Genomic DNA, 16,270 nt, shown 5'->3' on the forward strand with positions numbered 1-16,270 from the left:
ATGGCACGTGTATAGCCGATTTTTCGGGCTGTGGCGCCCCGTCTCGCAAGGTCACTTCGCGATGGGATCGCCCGAGGCGGCCATGGGACAGTGAGTCAGGAGGCTGGCAGAGAGGTGCGGCGGCAAGTCCGGCGCGGCGAAGCAGGCTTCGATCTTCTGTTGCAGATAGGCGCGCTGGGCAGCGGCATCGCCGACCAGCCGGAACTCGTGCCGGTCGAGAACCCAGCCGGAATTCCAGTACTGGAACCGCGCCATGTCGGCGAGCGGCAGGGCGGCGTCCGCCTGCGCCTCAAAGGCGGTGTAGGCCGAGGAATAGCTCGCTTCGCAGGCCTCATCCCTTGAGCGGCCGGCATTGATATCGTCCGCGATGCGGCGCGTGCTGTAGTCACTGACATACCGGGCGCAGTCGACCATTTCGGCGAAGCGGGCCTTCACCTCGGGTGCGGCGTTCGCGGCTGCGAGAATGTCGGCGCGCTGCTGGATGGCCGCGCTGGCCCATTCCGCTTCCGTGTTGGGACGCCCGCCAGGGCCTTCGGCCGGACGCGTAACCGTGATGGGCGGTTCACTGGCCGGCACTTGCGGGGCAGCACAGGCGGCCATCAAGACCGCGAGCGGCAGGGCAGCGAAACGAACCATGCGGCGGCGCTTCACAGTTTCTTGTAAAGCATGGGAATGGCGGTGGCGGTGGCGCGGGCGACAAGGTCGCCGGCGGCATCGAAGCAGTCGGCCTCCATGAAGCAGGCAGACTTGCCGAGTTTGAGGATGCGGGCCTGCACGCTGGCGGGTCCGGGCATCAGGCGTTTGAGGTAGCTCGTTTTCATTTCGAGTGTCGGCGCGGTCATCGTAACGTTGGAGGCGATGATGACGGCGGTGCTCATGGCCTCATCCATCATGGCGGCAATGAAGCCGCCCTGCACGGCGCCGGTGGGATTGGCGAACATCTGCGGCACGTCGAAGTCCATGCGCACCCATTGCTCGTCCTGCGAAAGCGCGGAGAGGCGCATGCCGAGCGTATCCGAACAGGGCGGGCGTTTCTTCGAATTCTGGAAACGCGCCAGCATGTCGGCGTCCGGGACGCGGGGTTTGGACTCCTCGGTCAAGACCGACGGGCCTTACTTGCGGCGGTAGGCGTCGAGGCTGACCACCGTTTCGGCGGGCGGCTTGGGAGCCTCTTCGACAGCTTCCTGCGCGGGCGAGAGCACGCCGGCATCGCGGCCGCGGGTTTCGAAAGTGAGGCCGAAGTTCACCGAGGGGTCGACGAAACGCGTGATCGCGGCAAGCGGGATCGACAGGTGCTGCGGCACACCGGCAAATTTCAGGACAACCTCGAAATGGCCTTCGTTGACTTCAAGGTCCCAATACTGGTGCTGGATGACGATGGTCATCTCTTCCGGGAAGCGCTGGACCAGATGGTCGGCGATCTTCACGCCGGGGGCGCGGGTGCGGAAGGAGATGTAGAAATGGTGGTCACCGGGCACGCCGCCATTCGTTTTCGCGCGGCGCAGGGCCTCGCGCACGACGCCGCGCATGGCAGCCTGGGTGAGCGCTTCGTATCCGATGTAATCCGTCATCTTGCGCGCTGCTTTTCATGTCAGGAGTTTTTGGGTTAGCGAAACGTAAATTACGCAGACCCACGACCGCCCGCAACGGCCTTAGCGCAACACGCGAGCATTTATTTTCTGTCTCGCGCGCTTCCGGCTGCAGGCGCGGGCGTGCAGACTGGTCAGACCGGCGGGGGCAGCCTAGGCTGCAGGACACGCCGCAAGGGAGAGACGCCATGCAGATGCCTCAAGAGGGACGAGCCTGGGACGAGGTGCGCGCCGAGATGGTGGCGCGCGGCGGCGGGGATGTGGACTGGCGCGGCGGAAAGACGGCCGTCTACGTGTTTAATGCGGGCGAGGACGTTCACCATGTCCAGCATGACGCGTATGGCCTGTTCATGGCGGAGAACGGGCTTGGCCCCCTTGCCTTTCCGTCGCTGGCGCAGATGGAGAAGGAAGTGATCTCCATGGCGCTCGGCCTGCTGCACGGTCCAGAGGGCGCGGCGGGGGCGATCACGTCCGGCGGCACCGATTCGATCACCATGGCGATGAAGGCCGCGCGGGATTTTGCGCGGGCGAACGCTAAACCCCGCGCCGGGCAGAACATCGTGCTGCCGCGCTCGGCGCACCTCGCCTTCGACAAGGCCGCGCACCTGATGGACATCGAGGTGCGCCGCGTGCCGCTGAAATCGGATGGCAGCTATGAGGCGGACCCGGACGCGATGGCAGCGGCGGTGGACGCGGCGACGATCATGATGGTCGGCTCCGCGCCGAACTTTCCGCACGGCATCATCGACCCCATCGCCGCGCTCGGTGAGGTGGCGGCGGCGAAGGGCGTGTGGCTGCATGTGGACGCGTGCGTCGGCGGCTACTTTGCGCCGTTCGCGCGGATGAACGGCGTGGCCGTGCCGGACTTTGATTTTGCCGTACCTGCGGTCAACTCGATCAGCGCGGACCTGCACAAGTATGGCTATTGCGCAAAGGGCGCCTCGACCGTGCTGTTCCGGTCGGAAGCGCTTTACAAACACATGCCCTTCTCGATGCGCGACTGGTCGGGCTCGCCGATGAAGACGCCGACGCTGGCGGGCACGCGGCCGGGCGGCGCGATTTCGGCAGCCTGGGCCGTGATGAACGTGCTCGGTGTTTCGGGCTACCGCGAGAAGCAGGGCCTTGTGTGCGCGACGCGGGAGAAGATTGAGGCGGGCGTAAGGGCACTGGGATTCGAAGTACTGGGCCGGCCGCTGCTCGGGCTGGTCGCGTTCCGGCATCCGGAAGCGGAGACGATGGCGCTCTACGCCGCAATGCGCGCACGGGGGTGGTTCACCTCGTTCACGGCCGAGCCGCAGAGCCTCCACCTGATGCTGTCGCCGAAACATGCGGAGGTGGCAGAAGCGTATCTGTCGGATTTGGCGGCGAGCGTCGCGGACGTGCGCGCGGGAGTGGCAGCGGCGAAAGTAGAGGCGCGCTATTCGTGAAACCTGTCATCCTGCTGGCGAGCGGCGAGCCGGCGGCGTCCGGGCATTAAACTGACAGCGACGTGAAATCCGCGATGCAAACCCTGAACCCGCAGGACCAGGCGGCCGCGGAGGCGATGGTTGCGCGCGGACCAGGCGCAATCCGCAGACGGGGCCCAATCTTCGGCGTGTTCAGCGCGGGGCCTTCGATGCCGGGAAAGCTGCAGACGCTTTAGCTTGCGGGCATGTAGGTCAGCCTGATCACGCTCTCACCTATATGGTCGGTCCCGGTGAGGCGGAAGCGTGGGCGGGGGCCTCGGAACATGAACGTGCCTTTGCCGAGGACGACCGGGTGGACGTAGATCTGGTATTCGTCCACGTTGAGGCCGAAGGCCAGCTTGGCCGCGGCGGGGCTCCTACTCCGCAGACTTTGGCGCCGAGGCCGGGCACCGCCCGCCTGTCACCTTCTCCACAACCGCCGCATCTCCGTCCGTCTTCGCGGGGGTGATGCCGAGGGCGCAGGCCATCATTCCGTAGACGTTGACGTTCTCGAAGGGGGCGACGGTTTCGCCTTTCGGGAAGATCGGGCCGGCGGCGATGAAGGTGGCGTTCATTTCGGGCGCGAGGTTGTCGTAGCCGTGGTTGCCGGGGATGGGCACGCTCCAGCCGCCGACATCGGCGGTGCGCATGGTCCAGCCGGGATCGGCGACGGCGAGGAGCGCGGGGCCGCGAACCGGGTGGTCCATGTGGTAGTGCGCGGGCATCTCGCCGCGGCGCCAGACATGGATGTGTTCGCTGACGGTCTTGAGGCCTTCATACGCCGTCTCGAGGGCTTCGCCTTCGCCATAGATCTGGATGAAGGTCTGCGCGGAACCACCATACTTGCCGGTAAATTGCGGGACGGTGAGTTGGGTGAGGTCGATGAACCGGCCGACCTCGATCACCTTCTCCTGATCGATCGCGGCCATGCCGTGATCGGAGACGATGATGATGTTGGTGGTATCGAGAAAGCCGCGCGAATTCAGGCCTTCAACGAGCTGTCCGACATAGCCATCGACTTCGAGGAGGGCTTCCCTGGTCTTGTCGGAGCGCGGGCCGGTATAGTGGCCGGCGGTGTCGACGCGGTCGAAATAGAGGGCGGCGAAACGGGGGCGATCGGCTTCGGACTTGTCGAACCAGGCGAGGACTTCGTCGACGCGCTCCTGATACGGCTTGGTGTGCTGGTAGGGCGTCCAGACGGTAGGGCGTACACCATCATGCGCGACCTCGGAGCCGAGCCAGAACATGATGGCTGTGGGCAGGCCCTGCTTCTCGGCGGTGACCCAGATCGGCTCGCCTTCCCACCACATTTCCTCCTGCGGGCCGGTGGCGACGTCGAAGATTTTTCCCGAGGGCGGATCGAACGGGTAGTTCGTCACCATGCCGTGGTTTTCGGGATAGAGGCCAGTGGCAAGGGAGTAGAAGTTCACGAAGGTGAGGCTGGGCATGACGGGGTGCATCGCCTCGGCCTGCACACCCCGCGCAGCAAGCGCTTTGAGGTTTGGCGCGTCCCAGTCCTTCAGGAGGGCGGGGTTGAGGCCATCGAGGCCGATGAGGAGGACGCTTTGCGCCGGCGGCGTTTCGGCGGAGGCGGGCGCGAGCGATTCGGCTGGCGATTCGGGCACAGCCGGCGCCGGCGTCGTGCAACCGGCGAGGGCGAGCAGGCCGAAGGCGGCCGCGGCGGCGGCGCGCTGCGCTCTGTGGGGCCAGTTCATCGGGATACTCCTTCGCGGGGCGTGATTGCTCAGCCCCTTAGAACCTGGATGACGCAGCTGTGTGAAGCCCGTGACTGAAAAGAAGGTGACGCGGGCAGGAAACACCCTAAAAAGTTCGTCACGTGAAAAAAACTGCGAGGAGACGCCGTGATGCGCACACTTTCCCTTCGATCCGCTTTGCTCGGCTTTTCGGCGCTGGCGCTCGTGGCCTGCGCGCAGACCGGCGCAGCGCCCGCCGCAAGTCTGACGGAAGCCCCTGCCCCCGCGAGCCCGCGCGAGACGCGCGGCAACCTCGTGACAGAGCGCGTGCCGGTCGCCTCGGCGGACGTGAAGGAACGCCTCGCCCGATACAACAATGTGCGCGGGCACACCTTCCAGGACTGGACGGGCGAAGGCGGCATCCTGGTGTCGACGCGGTTTGCCGATGTGAACCAGATCCATGAGGTGCGCTTTCCCGGAGGCGCGCGCCGGCAGCTGACCTTCTATAGCGAGCCGGTGAACGCGGCCGACGTGAGCCCGGAAGGCGGTGCGTTCCTGTTCGGCAAGGACAAGGGCGGCGACGAGTATTACCAGTCCTACCGGTTCGACCTGAAGGACGGGAAGATCACGCAGTTTTCAGATCCCGGCTCGCGCAATGGCAGCGGGCTTTGGTCCGATGACGGCGCATTGGTGGCCTGGGCGCGCACCAATGCGGGCGACCCGAACAATGACATCCTGATCAGCAATCCGGCCGAGCCGGCGAGCGTGCGCCTAGCACTGGAGGGCGAAGGCGCAATCGGACCGGTGGACTGGTCCGCCGACGGCAAGACGCTGGTGCTGCAGCGCTACAAGTCGATCGCCAAGAGCCACATCTACAGCCTCGATGTGGCGACCGGCACGCTGACTGAGTTCAATGCCGGCGATGACGTAGCCTATTCGGGCGCAGCCTTGCTGGCAGACGGATCGCTGCTGACGGTGACCGACAAGGACAGCGAGTTCCAGAACCTCGTTCGTATCGCACCGGACGGGACGATGACGAACTACACAAGCAATCTCGGATGGGGCGTTTCCGACTGGGCGCTGTCTCCGGATGAGAAGACGGTGGTGTTCACGCTGAACGAAGGCGGGCTGGGCACGATCCGGCTGCTGGATGTGGCGAGCGGACTGGTGCGGCCGGGGCCGACGCTGCCGGTGGGGATTGCGAGCGGGCTCGTCTTCTCTCCGAGCGGGGCGCAGGTCGGCTTCACCTTCAACGGCGCCACCAGCCCTGGGGATGCCTGGTCGTTTGATCTCGCGACGCTGAACCTGACGCGCTGGACCGAGGCCGAGACGGGCGGGCTGCTGCCCGCCAGCTTCATCACGCCGGTGATGTTCGATTATCCGAATGCGGACGGTATGGACATTCCGGCCTTCATCTACAAGCCGGACGGCCAGGGGCCGCACCCGGTGATCATCTCCATTCATGGCGGCCCGGAAAGCCAGTCGCGCCCCGGCTTCAGCTCGACCTACCAGTACTGGGCGAAGGAGCTGGGCCTGGCGGTAGTGGTGCCGAACGTGCGCGGTTCGGCCGGATACGGGAAGACCTACGTGTCGCTGGACAATGGCGTGAACCGGAAGAAATCGGTCGAGGATATCGGCGCGCTGCTGGACTGGATCGCGGCGCAGCCGGACCTCGACAAAAACAGAGTGGTCGTCCACGGCGGCTCGTATGGCGGCTACATGGTACTTGCCTCGATGATCGACTATGCGGACCGGCTCGCTGCGGGCGTGAATATTGTCGGCATCTCGGATTTCAGGACCTTCCTTGAGAACACCGAAGGCTACCGCGTGGACCTGCGCCGCGAGGAATACGGCGACGAGCGAGACCCGGCCATCGCCGCCTTTTTCGATGCAATCTCGCCGCTGAAGAACGCCTCGAAGATCACCAAGCCCCTTTTCATCATCCAGGGCTTCAACGACCCGCGCGTACCGTATACCGAGTCCGAGCAGATTCTCGCGGCGCTGAAGGCCAGCGGCGTGAAAAGCTGGTTCATGATGGCGATGGACGAGGGCCACGGCTTCAAGAAGAAGGGCAATATCGAGGCCCAGCGCGAGGCCGAGACGCTGTTCCTGAAAGAGGTCATCGGGACGCCCTGACCTGCCGGCTGTGGGGGCGAGACGGGCTTGCCTCCACGACAGCACTGGCCGAGCAGGCCGCTGCGGCCTACCTTTCTTGCGGGCGATTGAGCCTGGAGGGCATTGCGTTGATCACACTTCACCATCTGGAAAAGTCGCAATCGATCCGGATTCTCTGGCTGCTGGAGGAACTTGGCGAGCCTTACGAGGTAAAGCTTTACGACCGGGATCCGCAGACACGGTTGGCGCCGGCGGCCTACAAGGCCGTCTCGCCGCTGGGCACTGCGCCAGTTATCACCGACGGCGCCGTGACGCTGGCTGAGACGAATGCCATCGTCGACTACATACTCGACCGCCATGATGACGGTCGGCTGCGGCCGAAGCCGGGCGCACCGAACCGGGCGAAATACCTGTTCTGGTTCCACACCTCACAGGGCAGCCTGCAGCCTCTGCTGACCAACAAGTTCGTTATGATGGCGCTGACGGCGCGCGCGCCTTTCCTGATGCGGCCGGTGGCGAAGGCCATGGTCGACGGGCTGGACAAGGCCTTTTACGGGCCGCGCCTTGCCGCGCTCTTCCGCGAGATCGAGAAGGCGCTGGCGGAGAGCAAATGGTTTGCCGGCGACACGCTGACAGCGGCGGACATGGTAATGGGCTATTCGATGGAACTGTGCGCCCACCGCGGCGGCATGACCGAGGCGGCCTATCCGAACGCGTTCCGCTTCCTCAAGCAGATGCGCGAATATCCCTCCTACATCCGGGCGATGGAGAAGGACGGGAAAGGCACAATCCTGCTATAATCTTCGCAGGGCCAGCCGGAGGGATGGCATGCGAAGGCTTGAGGCAGGCGGTGCGGCCCATGGGAGGTCGCCCGTCGGCGGGATGGGCGTGAACCTCGGGGTTCAGGACGCCGCGGCGGCAGCGCGCATTCCGGGGACGCCGGTGAGCGTGGGCCCTCTGACCACGGAGCATCTGGCCGCCGTGGAGGAACGTACGGCATGGCCGGCGCCGGGGGCTAAAACGAAGATCGGCCCGCGCTTCATGCTCCGGCTGCTGCGCCAGTTGCCCGCACGCGCGGTCGGCCTGGGACTCAGGCCCGAGCGCTGGGATACGGGGCTGGACTGGCCGGCCGCCTAATCCAGAACGTCCTTGACCCAGGGGCCATACGCAGAGGCACCGAGCATGGCGAGCTGGGCCTGGCGGGAGACGTCGTTGATGGCTTCCTGTGGCTTCGCGCCGGGATGGACCGGGCGGCGCAAGGGCCGGGTGCCGCGGGGCATCTGGATGATCTCGGCGATCGAACGGGGCACGTCCATGGGATCGGTGCTGCCGCCGCCGCTGCCTGGCTCGCCCATGCCGGCGGTCATTTGCGGATAGGCGTCGAGCAGGTCCTGCGGCGTGCGCGCCTTGAGAGCAGCGGCGCGGCTGGTGCTCTTGGCCCAGATCTCGGTGGGATAACCGCCGGGCTGGATGATCGTGACCTCGATGCCGTGGGGCACGAGTTCATAAGCGAGGCCTTCGCTGAGCGCCTCGAGGGCGAACTTGGTAGGCGAATAGTGGCCGAGACCCGGAACAATAACGCGGCCGAGCTGTGAGGAGAGCTGGAAGATCTGCCCCTTCTTCGCAGCGCGCATGGCGGGCAGCACGGCGCGGGCCATGCGGTGGGCGCCGAAAACGTTGGTTTCGAACAGGAGTTTCGTGGCCTCCATGTCCTGTACTTCCACCGGGCCACCCAGACCAATGCCGGCATTGTTGACGAGTACGTCGAGCGTGCCGCCGGTTTTCGCAAGCACGGCGGCGACGCCGTCCGCGACGCTCGCGTCGGAGGTCACGTCGATCTCGACGACCTCGATCGCGAGGCCTTCTTCCGCAGCGAGCTTTTCAAGGCCGGCTGCTTCGGGGCGCGGCAGGTTGCGCATTGAGGCGAAGACGCGCGCGCCGAGGCGGGCATAGTGCTCCGCCCCCAGACGGCCGAAGCCGGAAGCGGCGCCGGTGATGAGGATGGTGGTGCCATCCAGCGGACGGGCAGCGTCCGCGCCGGCGGCGGGGGCCGCGCAGGCCGCGCCCAGCACGGCGGCCGATACACCCAGCATCTGCCGGCGGTTGATGCCTTCATGGCCCATGTCGTTTCCTCCTGGAGGCGCTTTAGGATTGCCTGTGTTCAGAATAGTCCCGGCACGCGCCTTGGCAATGCGGCGGGCGCCACTTCAATAGGTGTCGAGGTCGGCCTCGAGGTTCAGCGCGAAGCAATGTTCGCCCGCTACAGGGCGGGCATCGTTGAGGCCAGGAATGACGCCGGTGCCGACGGGGCTGAAGACAGCCTCGTCCGCTTCGCTCTTTGCGGCGAAGGTGGCGCAGATATGCGTGACCTTGTTGCGCTCGCGCTGGAGACGGAAGGGCGCGCCGGTCACGGGATCGGCGGCGGTGTGCGCATCAAGACAGCGGCCCGGCTCGCGGATGCCGGTGGCAGCGTCGCCGAGCGCGGCATCGACCAGCACCAGATTTTCCGGGATATCCCCCCTGGCCTGCTGGTAGCAGGCAAGCGCGTAAGCCATCTGGCTGACAGCGACCAGGCGGGCCGCGTCTTCCTTGTCCTTGCGCGCCTGCCCTGGGCCGCCGGTGATGACGAGGCCGGCGATGCAGGCGCCCGCAACGATAACCGCTAGCGCGCCGCCGAACAGGGTGTGCTGACTAGACGCCATCGCCCTCGTCCTGTTCTGCGTTGGTGATGAAGTAGCCGAAGATTGCCCCGGCGATGGCGGCCACCACAAGGGACTTCAACGCGAAGCGCAGCGATAGCTCACCCGACAGGAAGCTGTAGACGAGCGAGATGGCGTCGCCGACGAGGATGCTGCCGGCAATGACGAGGCTGATATAAATCAGCCACTTGCGGATGCGCGAACGCTGCAGCGCCGGGTTGGCCTTGCGTGCGCGCAGCAGCAGCCGGGCGAGCCAGAGGAAGATGGGCGTGCCGACGACGAGACCGGCGATGGCGCCGTTGATCTGGAAATCCAGATTGCTGGCGAGATAGCCGCCCTGCTCGAGTCGGTCAGGGATGGCCGTGTCGATGAGCGCAAAGAGCAGCGAGCCGAGATTCCAGGCGACGACCGCAAGGAGAATGAAGAACAGGAGATAGAGGAAGGCTTCGCGGGCCGAGAGATAGACCTGCGGGCGCGGTACGGCGACGGGAAAGCTAACGTCGGCAAAGGTTGCAAGGGCTTCGTCGACCTCCGGCGCGCGCCAGCCGGCATCCAGCAGCGCGGCGCGGATCCGGTCGCGGGCCTGTCCCTTCTCGAGCGCCTCCTTGACGAAGACTGTCAGCGTACTGATGGCCATGGGTCCTGCCCTGTTCTTGCGCCCCTTGCCGGGCTGGTGGGCAGGATAGGAATGGAATGCGCCGGGGCGCAAGGCCTTTGCACGGGCGGGAAAGGTGGGGGCTTCTGTTGCCAGGCGCCCCCGGGCCCCGCCTACGGGTCTGAAACCGTAGGACTTAGGTCGGAAAAACCGTCACCGCTTACGCGGCGAGCAGTTCGCCCTCAGCAAAGTTGTCGTTTGCAACTATTTGCTTTTGAGCTTCTAACGCAGCTCAAGCGAGCGAAAGCCTCGTCTTTACACGTCCGTCGACACTATTTCAGCCCCATCAGGAAACGGCCGGACCGGCCGTCTTTTGGTGGAGCTGCCGGGTACCGCCCCCGGGTCCGAGCCGCTTATTACACGCGCATTTATCGCCATAGTCCGAAGACAGGATCAATATAGGCGATCCGGGCCGGGCTTGTAAGCCCATAAAGCGCTAAGCCCTGTGGATCGATCAACCGCCGTTGAAATGGCCGTGAATGCGAATGGCGAGGGACTCGCTCACGCCTTCGACCTGCATGAGGTCGGCTACCTTGGCCCGGGAGACGCCGCGAGCGGAGCCGAAATGGTGGAGCAGCGCCTTCTTGCGCGTGGGACCGATACCTTCGATTTCGTCGAGCGGGGAGCGGGCCGCCTCAGCGGCGCGTTTCTGACGGTGGGCGCCGATGGCCCAGCGGTGGGCCTCGTCGCGCAACCGCTGGAGATAGTAGAGGACCGGGGCGTTTTCCGGCAGCTTGAACGGCGCGCGGCCGGGGCGGAAGAATTGCTCGCGGCCGGCGTTCCGGTCGACACCCTTGGCGATGGAGACGAGGGTGACATCGTCCGGGGTCAGACCAAGTTCGGCGAGGGTTTCGATCGCGGCGTTCAGCTGCCCGAGGCCGCCATCGATCAGCACGAGATCCGGCCAGTCCTGGTCTTGCCCGGCTTCGCGCTCTTTCAACGCGCGGGCGAAGCGGCGTCGCATGACTTCGCGCATCATGCCAAAATCGTCGCCAGGCGTGATCTCCGTGTCCCTGATGTTGAACTTGCGATACGCCGCCTTGCGGAAGCCTTCAGGGCCCGCAACGACCATTCCGCCGACGGCGTTGGTGCCCTGGATGTGGGAGTTGTCATACACCTCGATGCGCTCGGGCACTCCCGGCAGTTCGAACACTTTCTGCACCTCCAGCAGCAGGCGCTCCTGACTGGCAGTTTCTGACAGCTTGCGGGTGAGCGCCTCGGCGGCGTTGCGTTCGGCCTGGGTAAGAAGGTCGCGCTTGGCGCCGCGTTCAGGGCGGCGCAGTTCGATTCGGTGGCCGGCTTTCAGGCTAAGCGCTTCGGCAATGAGGTCGGACTGTTCGGGTAGCTCGTTGACGAGGATCAGGCGCGGCGGAGGACGCTTGTCGTAGAACTGGACAAGGAAGGCGGCGAGAATTTCCTCAGCTCCCTGATCCCGTTCATGGCGGGGGAAGTGGACGGTGGCGCCCCAGTTCTGGCCGGCGCGGATGAAGAAGACCTGCACGCAGGAGACGCCGCCATCCATGGCGATAGCAAAGACGTCTGCTTCTTCGATGCCGTCCGGGTTCACGTCCTGCGTCGAGAGGACATGCGCGAGGGCGCGGATACGGTCGCGCAGGCGCGCGGCTGTTTCGAATTCCATGGCCTCGGCGGCCGCTTCCATTTCGGCGGCGAGGCGTTTCTGCAGGCCGACCCCCTTCCCGCGCAGAAAGTCTGCGGCTTCGTCGGCAAGCTCGGTATAGTCCGCATTCGAGATCAGCCCGACGCAAGGCGCGGCGCAGCGCTTGATCTGGTGCAGCATGCAGGGGCGTGTGCGGGCGGAATAGACGCTGTCCTCGCAGGTGCGAAGCAGGAAGGCTTTCTGCAGCGTGTCGAGCGTACGCATCACGGCGCCGGCGCTGGCGAAGGGGCCGAAATAGTCGCCCTCGTCCTGTTTCGAGCCGCGATACTTCTTGATCTGAGGCGCCTCATGGTTGCGGCGTATCAGAATGTACGGGAAGGACTTGTCGTCGCGCAGCAGCACGTTGAATCTGGGTTTGAGCGATTTGACGAGGCTGGCTTCCAGAAGCAGTGCCTCCGTCTCGCTTTCGGTGACGACGAATTCCATGCGCCGGGTCTGCAAGATCATCCGGGCAATACGCTGGGTATGGCCGCCCATGCGGGTGTAGTTTGAAACGCGGGCCTTCAGGTCTCGGGCCTTGCCGACATACAGGACCTCGTCCGCCTCACCGAACATGCGGTAGACGCCGGGCTTCGCGGGAAGCCGGGAGAGGTTGTCCTTGATGACATCGACGCCGCGCCGGGGGGCTGCGCCGGCCTGATTCTCGCTCATGGCAGACAGATAGTCGACCGCGGCCAGCGCAGGAAGGGCGCTATGTGGTGTAGCCAGACGCAACCCATCCGAGGGTGGCGGCTGCCGCAACGGTCATGAACATGATGCCCATGAAGCGTCCGCCCGCCTTTTCTTCCTCATTGCCGCCCTTGAAATGGCCAACCAGCAGGTAGAACAGGCCAATCATCACGAGGCCCAGCAGTACCAGCTGCTCGGTCGTCTCGAGACGTTCGAAGAATTGCCACCCCTGGCGGGCCATGTCTTTCACGTCCCGCCCGATGCCAGAGAGCACGGAATCGATCCGCGCCTTCCAGTTGTCACCAAACATTTTACTACCTCCGGGCCAGCCCTGCGGCCTGAAGTGTCCCGCCCGTATGAACAGAATGCGGGAATTATTTTACCTTTCCGCCAATTCTTCGATGAAATTTGACGGGTCCTGCGCAATCGGCGGGAAACCAAACCTTTCGCGGCTGAGCGGGGCGGTGCGCCTTGCGGAGCAAAGGGCGCCCCGGTATGCGTGCCCCGCCTCCCCTCGACAAAGGAACCGTTCTTCAATGGCCGCCGATATCCAGCTTTCCGAAGCCATTTCCCGCGTGAAGCCGTCCGCCACGATTGCAGTGACGACCAAGGCGAACGAGATGAAGCGGATGGGTCTGGACGTCATCGGGCTCGGCGCCGGCGAGCCGGATTTCGACACCCCGGAGAACATCAAGGAAGCTGCCATCCGCGCGATCCGCGAGGGCAAGACGAAGTACACGCCCTCGGACGGCATTCCGGAACTGAAGGAAGCGATCTGCGGGAAGTTCGCGCGCGAGAACGGGCTCGTCTACAAGCCGAGCCAGGTGAACGTGTCGCCCGGCGGCAAGGCCGTGTTGTTCAATGCGCTCATCGCGACGCTGAACGTGGGCGACGAGGTGGTCATCCCAGCGCCTTACTGGGTGAGCTATCCGGAGATCGTGCTTCTGGCGGGCGCCAAGCCCGTGGCCGTGGCGTGCGGCGCAAACTCGAATTACAAGCTGACGCCGGAAGCGTTGGAAGCGGCGATCACGCCGAAAACCAAGTGGCTGATCCTCAACTCGCCGTCGAACCCCACGGGCGCCGCCTATTCATACGCCGAGCTGAAGCGCTTGGCAGAAGTTCTGCTGCGGCATCCGCAGGTCTGGGTACTGACGGACGATATGTACGAGCACCTGGTCTATGACGGCTTCGAATATTCGACCATCGCGCAGGTGGAACCTGCGCTTTATGACCGTACACTGACGATGAATGGCGTATCGAAAGCCTATGCCATGACCGGCTGGCGAATTGGCTATGCGGCAGGGCCGGAGAAGCTGATCAACGCGATGCGTAAGGTGATGGACCAGTCGACGTCCAACCCCTGCTCCGTCAGCCAGTGGGCGAGCGTCGAGGCACTGAACGGCACGCAGGATTTCCTGCCCGGCTTCCGCGCGGCCTACCAGGCGCGCCGCAACTTCATGGTGGAGGGCCTGAACAAGGCCGCCGGCCTTATCTGCCCCAAGCCGGAGGGAGCGTTCTATGTCTACCCATCCTGCGCCGGCGTGATCGGCAAGAAGGCCCCCTCGGGCACAGTGATCGACACCGACAAGACGTTTGCGGCGGAGCTGCTGGAGGCCGAAAAGGTGGCCATCGTGTTCGGAGAGGCTTTCGGCCTGCCGGGCACGTTCCGGATCTCCTACGCCACGTCTGACGCAGCGCTCAAGGAAGCGCTGGTGCGCATCCAGCGGTTCTGCGCTGCCTTGTCATAGACGCAGTCTATAACACCTTCCGACAATACGCATTTGTGCGCGGATGGGTGCATCCCCATATCCCGACCACAGATTGCTATAGCTGCAAGGAGACTGACATGGCGATTGATATTGGCCTGACAGACGCCGCAAGGAAAACTTCGGCCGAGGCGCTGAAGGTTCTGCTCGGTGAGACCTACGCGCTTTATACCAAGACACATGGCTACCACTGGAACGTGACGGGGCCGCGGTTCAACGAGCTGCACAACATGTTCATGACCCAGTACACAGAGCTGTGGACCGCGCTGGACGTGATTGCCGAGCGCATCCGGGCGCTGGGCCATTTTGCGCCGGGCTCATCCGGCGAGATGCTGGAACATGCGACGATCAAGCCGGACAATGGCGTACCGGAAGCCGCCGAGATGGTGAAATATCTCGCCGCCGGGCACGAAGCCGTGAGCAAGGCCGCGAAGGCCGGTATCAAGGTGGCCGAGAAGAACAACGACCCTGTTTCTGTCGACCTGTTCACGCAGCGTGCCCAGATCGCCGAAAAGACGGCCTGGATGCTGCGCGCGGCGGTTTAGGCCTGCTCAACACCGAGCGCGCGCCCCAGCGCGGCCATCGCGTCCCGTGCATAGGCGCGGCTGACGCGGGCTGTGGTGGCCTGCATGAAGGCGTGAGGGGCGCCGGGATAGACATGCAGCTCGACCGGCACGCCGTCCGCCATCAGGCGCTTGGCATAGTCGAGATTTTCTTCCGTGAACAGATCAAGCGCGCCAGTGGCCATGAAGACGGGCGGCAGGTTCCTGAGGCTTTCTGCGCGGGCGGCCGCCGCGTAGGGCGAGACGCTCTCGCCGCCGGGCGCCTGGCCGAGCAGCGAGGCCCAGCCGAAATGGTTCGAGCCATTGTTCCAGATGTATTCGCCATAGATTGGCGACAGGTCGGTGCGCGTTGCCGTGCGGTCGTCGATCATCGGGAAAATGAGCTGCTGGTGGCAGAAGGTGTATTCGCCCCGGTCACGCACGAGCAGCGCCAGCGCGGCCGCTAGCCCGCCGCCCGCGCTCTCGCCGGCGACCGCGATGCGGGCCGTGTCTATGCCCAGCTCGGCGGCGTTCGCGACCATCCAGGCAAGCGCCGCATAGGCGTCCTCGACATTGCCGGGATAGCTCGTCTCTGGCCCGAGCCTGTATGCGGGGCCGACGACGACGCTATCAAAGGCATCCGCCCAGAGCGCGCATTGCGGGCCCATGAATTCCGGATTGCCCATGATGTAGCCGCCGCCGTGAAGATGAAGGATCGCCGGTCTCCGCACGGCGCCCTGCTTTCGGCGATAGATCTTGGTACGGACGGGCGGCGCGCCGCCGGGGCCGGGAATATGGCGCTGCTCGACCGACACGGTGTCCGGGAATGGCGGCAGCTGGCTGAGCATCCCTTCCCGCGCGGCGCGGATCGCAGCGAGGTTCTCCGCCGAAAGGGTCATTGTCGGCATTGCCTCAATGAACGGGATCAGGTCCGGCTCGACGAGATGGCGTGATGACATTCTGGTTTCCTCGAACTTGTTTTCTTACCGCGCGGCGCAGACGGTTTATCCACCGAACCGGATGGTGATGTCGATCCGCTGGTTAGCGGCGGACGGCGTGCCGTCCGGCACATCCTCGAGCGGGCGGCTCTCGCCCAGACCTTCAGCTGTGACTGCGGAAGCGGGCACGCCGCGGGCAACTATCCAGCCCTTGAGGTCCTCAGCCCAGCGCTGACTGAGGGCCAGATTGTCCGCTTCGCTGCCAACACTGTCGGTATGCGCACGGATAATGACTTCGGCAATTTCCCCCTGGCTGAGGGCAGACTGCAGCACCGGCTCGAACGGCTCAAATCGCACGTCGCTCCGGTCTGAGACCTGGATCGTGTAGAACAACTCCGGCATCTGCACGGCTGCCGGCGGCGGTGGTGGTGGTGGTGGCGGTGGTGGTGGCGGCGGAAGGGATTCGAGTCCCTCCAACTC

The 16,270-nt window shown here is 64.8% G+C and carries 17 protein-coding genes, 1 other RNA gene and 1 pseudogene; 6 read left to right on the forward strand and 13 right to left on the reverse strand.

The annotated features are described in order from the left end of the window. Nucleotides 1–51 precede the first annotated feature (51 nt). From Q0C17_RS09270 to Q0C17_RS09280, 3 genes are read right to left on the reverse strand one after another with little or no spacing between them, the layout of a single operon-like run. Nucleotides 52–636: a hypothetical protein gene (locus tag Q0C17_RS09270; RefSeq protein WP_291204843.1), complete on the reverse strand. Its 585-nt coding sequence runs from the start codon at nucleotides 634–636 to the stop codon at nucleotides 52–54. A gap of 11 nt (nucleotides 637–647) precedes the next feature. Beyond that, the gene (locus Q0C17_RS09275) at nucleotides 648–1,100 is read right to left on the reverse strand and encodes a PaaI family thioesterase (protein ID WP_291204846.1); all 453 of its coding nucleotides are present in this window, start codon (nucleotides 1,098–1,100) and stop codon (nucleotides 648–650) included. 12 nt (nucleotides 1,101–1,112) lie between these two features. Then, nucleotides 1,113–1,571 carry a ClpXP protease specificity-enhancing factor SspB gene (locus tag Q0C17_RS09280; protein WP_291204849.1) on the reverse strand — a complete coding sequence of 153 codons (459 nt, stop codon included), beginning with the start codon at nucleotides 1,569–1,571 and terminating at the stop codon, nucleotides 1,113–1,115. A 206-nt stretch (nucleotides 1,572–1,777) separates the two neighbouring features. Here Q0C17_RS09280 and Q0C17_RS09285 point away from each other — a divergent pair, with 206 nt between their 5' ends. Continuing rightward, entirely contained in the window at nucleotides 1,778–3,016 is a 1,239-nt protein-coding gene (locus Q0C17_RS09285) for an aminotransferase class I/II-fold pyridoxal phosphate-dependent enzyme (RefSeq protein ID WP_291204853.1), read from the forward strand. A 211-nt stretch (nucleotides 3,017–3,227) separates the two neighbouring features. On the opposite strand, the pseudogene Q0C17_RS18165 reads toward Q0C17_RS09285, so the two are convergent. Then, a pseudogene (locus Q0C17_RS18165) lies at nucleotides 3,228–3,374 on the reverse strand (dihydrofolate reductase); the annotation flags it as partial. A 37-nt stretch (nucleotides 3,375–3,411) separates the two neighbouring features. Continuing rightward, nucleotides 3,412–4,749 carry an ectonucleotide pyrophosphatase/phosphodiesterase gene (locus Q0C17_RS09290; RefSeq protein WP_291204855.1) on the reverse strand — a complete coding sequence of 446 codons (1,338 nt, stop codon included), beginning with the start codon at nucleotides 4,747–4,749 and terminating at the stop codon, nucleotides 3,412–3,414. Nucleotides 4,750–4,899: 150 nt separating this feature from the next. On the opposite strand from Q0C17_RS09290, the gene Q0C17_RS09295 reads away from it, so the two are divergent. The 3 genes from Q0C17_RS09295 to Q0C17_RS09305 all read left to right on the forward strand — a co-directional run bounded on the left by Q0C17_RS09295 (nucleotide 4,900) and on the right by Q0C17_RS09305 (nucleotide 7,980). Then, nucleotides 4,900–6,864 carry a prolyl oligopeptidase family serine peptidase gene (locus Q0C17_RS09295; protein ID WP_291204858.1) on the forward strand — a complete coding sequence of 655 codons (1,965 nt, stop codon included), beginning with the start codon at nucleotides 4,900–4,902 and terminating at the stop codon, nucleotides 6,862–6,864. A 107-nt stretch (nucleotides 6,865–6,971) separates the two neighbouring features. Next, nucleotides 6,972–7,643, forward strand: a complete 672-nt coding sequence (locus tag Q0C17_RS09300) for a glutathione S-transferase (RefSeq protein WP_291204862.1) — start codon at nucleotides 6,972–6,974, stop codon at nucleotides 7,641–7,643. A 28-nt stretch (nucleotides 7,644–7,671) separates the two neighbouring features. After that, nucleotides 7,672–7,980 (forward strand): FAD-dependent monooxygenase, encoded by a 309-nt coding sequence (locus tag Q0C17_RS09305; protein ID WP_291204865.1) that lies wholly within the window; start codon nucleotides 7,672–7,674, stop codon nucleotides 7,978–7,980. On the opposite strand, the gene Q0C17_RS09310 is transcribed toward Q0C17_RS09305, so the two are convergent. The 6 genes from Q0C17_RS09310 to Q0C17_RS09335 all read right to left on the reverse strand — a co-directional run bounded on the left by Q0C17_RS09310 (nucleotide 7,977) and on the right by Q0C17_RS09335 (nucleotide 12,854). Then, on the reverse strand, nucleotides 7,977–8,966 hold the full coding sequence (locus Q0C17_RS09310; RefSeq protein WP_291204868.1) for an SDR family oxidoreductase: 990 nt from the start codon (nucleotides 8,964–8,966) through the stop codon (nucleotides 7,977–7,979). The genes Q0C17_RS09305 and Q0C17_RS09310 overlap by 4 nt on opposite strands. Nucleotides 8,967–9,050: 84 nt before the next feature. Continuing rightward, nucleotides 9,051–9,545, reverse strand: a complete 495-nt coding sequence (locus tag Q0C17_RS09315; protein ID WP_291204871.1) for a hypothetical protein — start codon at nucleotides 9,543–9,545, stop codon at nucleotides 9,051–9,053. Further along, nucleotides 9,535–10,179 carry a DUF5671 domain-containing protein gene (locus tag Q0C17_RS09320; RefSeq protein ID WP_291204874.1) on the reverse strand — a complete coding sequence of 215 codons (645 nt, stop codon included), beginning with the start codon at nucleotides 10,177–10,179 and terminating at the stop codon, nucleotides 9,535–9,537. Before Q0C17_RS09320 ends, Q0C17_RS09315 begins: the two co-directional genes overlap by 11 nt. Nucleotides 10,180–10,272: 93 nt before the next feature. Next, nucleotides 10,273–10,625: a transfer-messenger RNA gene (gene ssrA / locus Q0C17_RS09325) on the reverse strand. 26 nt (nucleotides 10,626–10,651) lie between these two features. After that, nucleotides 10,652–12,526, reverse strand: a complete 1,875-nt coding sequence (uvrC, locus tag Q0C17_RS09330) for an excinuclease ABC subunit UvrC (RefSeq protein WP_291204876.1) — start codon at nucleotides 12,524–12,526, stop codon at nucleotides 10,652–10,654. 40 nt (nucleotides 12,527–12,566) lie between these two features. Next, a complete protein-coding gene (locus Q0C17_RS09335; protein WP_291204878.1) occupies nucleotides 12,567–12,854 on the reverse strand; it encodes a hypothetical protein in 288 nt (95 codons plus the stop codon). Between the two features lie 226 nt (nucleotides 12,855–13,080). Between Q0C17_RS09335 and Q0C17_RS09340 the strand changes: the two genes are divergently transcribed. Both Q0C17_RS09340 and Q0C17_RS09345 read left to right on the forward strand, forming a co-directional pair. Further along, complete coding sequence (locus Q0C17_RS09340) at nucleotides 13,081–14,292, forward strand: pyridoxal phosphate-dependent aminotransferase (RefSeq protein WP_291204881.1); 1,212 nt, start codon at nucleotides 13,081–13,083, stop codon at nucleotides 14,290–14,292. 98 nt (nucleotides 14,293–14,390) lie between these two features. Next, nucleotides 14,391–14,855, forward strand: a complete 465-nt coding sequence (locus tag Q0C17_RS09345) for a DNA starvation/stationary phase protection protein (RefSeq protein ID WP_291204884.1) — start codon at nucleotides 14,391–14,393, stop codon at nucleotides 14,853–14,855. On the opposite strand, the gene Q0C17_RS09350 is transcribed toward Q0C17_RS09345, so the two are convergent. Both Q0C17_RS09350 and Q0C17_RS09355 read right to left on the reverse strand, forming a co-directional pair. Further along, entirely contained in the window at nucleotides 14,852–15,811 is a 960-nt protein-coding gene (locus Q0C17_RS09350) for an alpha/beta hydrolase (RefSeq protein ID WP_291204887.1), read from the reverse strand. The genes Q0C17_RS09345 and Q0C17_RS09350 overlap by 4 nt on opposite strands. A gap of 45 nt (nucleotides 15,812–15,856) precedes the next feature. Beyond that, a partial coding sequence (locus Q0C17_RS09355) for an OmpA family protein (protein WP_291204889.1) occupies nucleotides 15,857–16,270 on the reverse strand: 414 nt, incomplete at its 5' end.

This window comes from Hyphomonas sp. (genome assembly GCF_022844445.1).
In the GTDB taxonomy this organism is placed as follows: domain Bacteria; phylum Pseudomonadota; class Alphaproteobacteria; order Caulobacterales; family Hyphomonadaceae; genus Hyphomonas.

Bases quoted from the DNA above. Each gene is read 5' to 3' on its own strand.
- Q0C17_RS09345 (WP_291204884.1), top strand. From the start codon at position 14,391: ATGGCGATTGATATTGGCCTGACAGACGCCGCAAGGAAAACTTCGGCC.
- Q0C17_RS09320 (WP_291204874.1), bottom strand. From the start codon at position 10,179: ATGGCCATCAGTACGCTGACAGTCTTCGTCAAGGAGGCGCTCGAGAAG.
- Q0C17_RS09340 (WP_291204881.1), top strand. From the start codon at position 13,081: ATGGCCGCCGATATCCAGCTTTCCGAAGCCATTTCCCGCGTGAAGCCG.
- Q0C17_RS09280 (WP_291204849.1), bottom strand. From the start codon at position 1,571: ATGACGGATTACATCGGATACGAAGCGCTCACCCAGGCTGCCATGCGC.
- uvrC (WP_291204876.1), bottom strand. From the start codon at position 12,526: ATGAGCGAGAATCAGGCCGGCGCAGCCCCCCGGCGCGGCGTCGATGTC.
- Q0C17_RS09310 (WP_291204868.1), bottom strand. From the start codon at position 8,966: ATGGGCCATGAAGGCATCAACCGCCGGCAGATGCTGGGTGTATCGGCC.
- Q0C17_RS09335 (WP_291204878.1), bottom strand. From the start codon at position 12,854: ATGTTTGGTGACAACTGGAAGGCGCGGATCGATTCCGTGCTCTCTGGC.
- Q0C17_RS09270 (WP_291204843.1), bottom strand. From the start codon at position 636: ATGGTTCGTTTCGCTGCCCTGCCGCTCGCGGTCTTGATGGCCGCCTGT.
- Q0C17_RS09350 (WP_291204887.1), bottom strand. From the start codon at position 15,811: ATGTCATCACGCCATCTCGTCGAGCCGGACCTGATCCCGTTCATTGAG.
- Q0C17_RS09305 (WP_291204865.1), top strand. From the start codon at position 7,672: ATGCGAAGGCTTGAGGCAGGCGGTGCGGCCCATGGGAGGTCGCCCGTC.
- Q0C17_RS09315 (WP_291204871.1), bottom strand. From the start codon at position 9,545: ATGGCGTCTAGTCAGCACACCCTGTTCGGCGGCGCGCTAGCGGTTATC.
- Q0C17_RS09295 (WP_291204858.1), top strand. From the start codon at position 4,900: ATGCGCACACTTTCCCTTCGATCCGCTTTGCTCGGCTTTTCGGCGCTG.
- Q0C17_RS09285 (WP_291204853.1), top strand. From the start codon at position 1,778: ATGCAGATGCCTCAAGAGGGACGAGCCTGGGACGAGGTGCGCGCCGAG.
- Q0C17_RS09290 (WP_291204855.1), bottom strand. From the start codon at position 4,749: ATGAACTGGCCCCACAGAGCGCAGCGCGCCGCCGCCGCGGCCGCCTTC.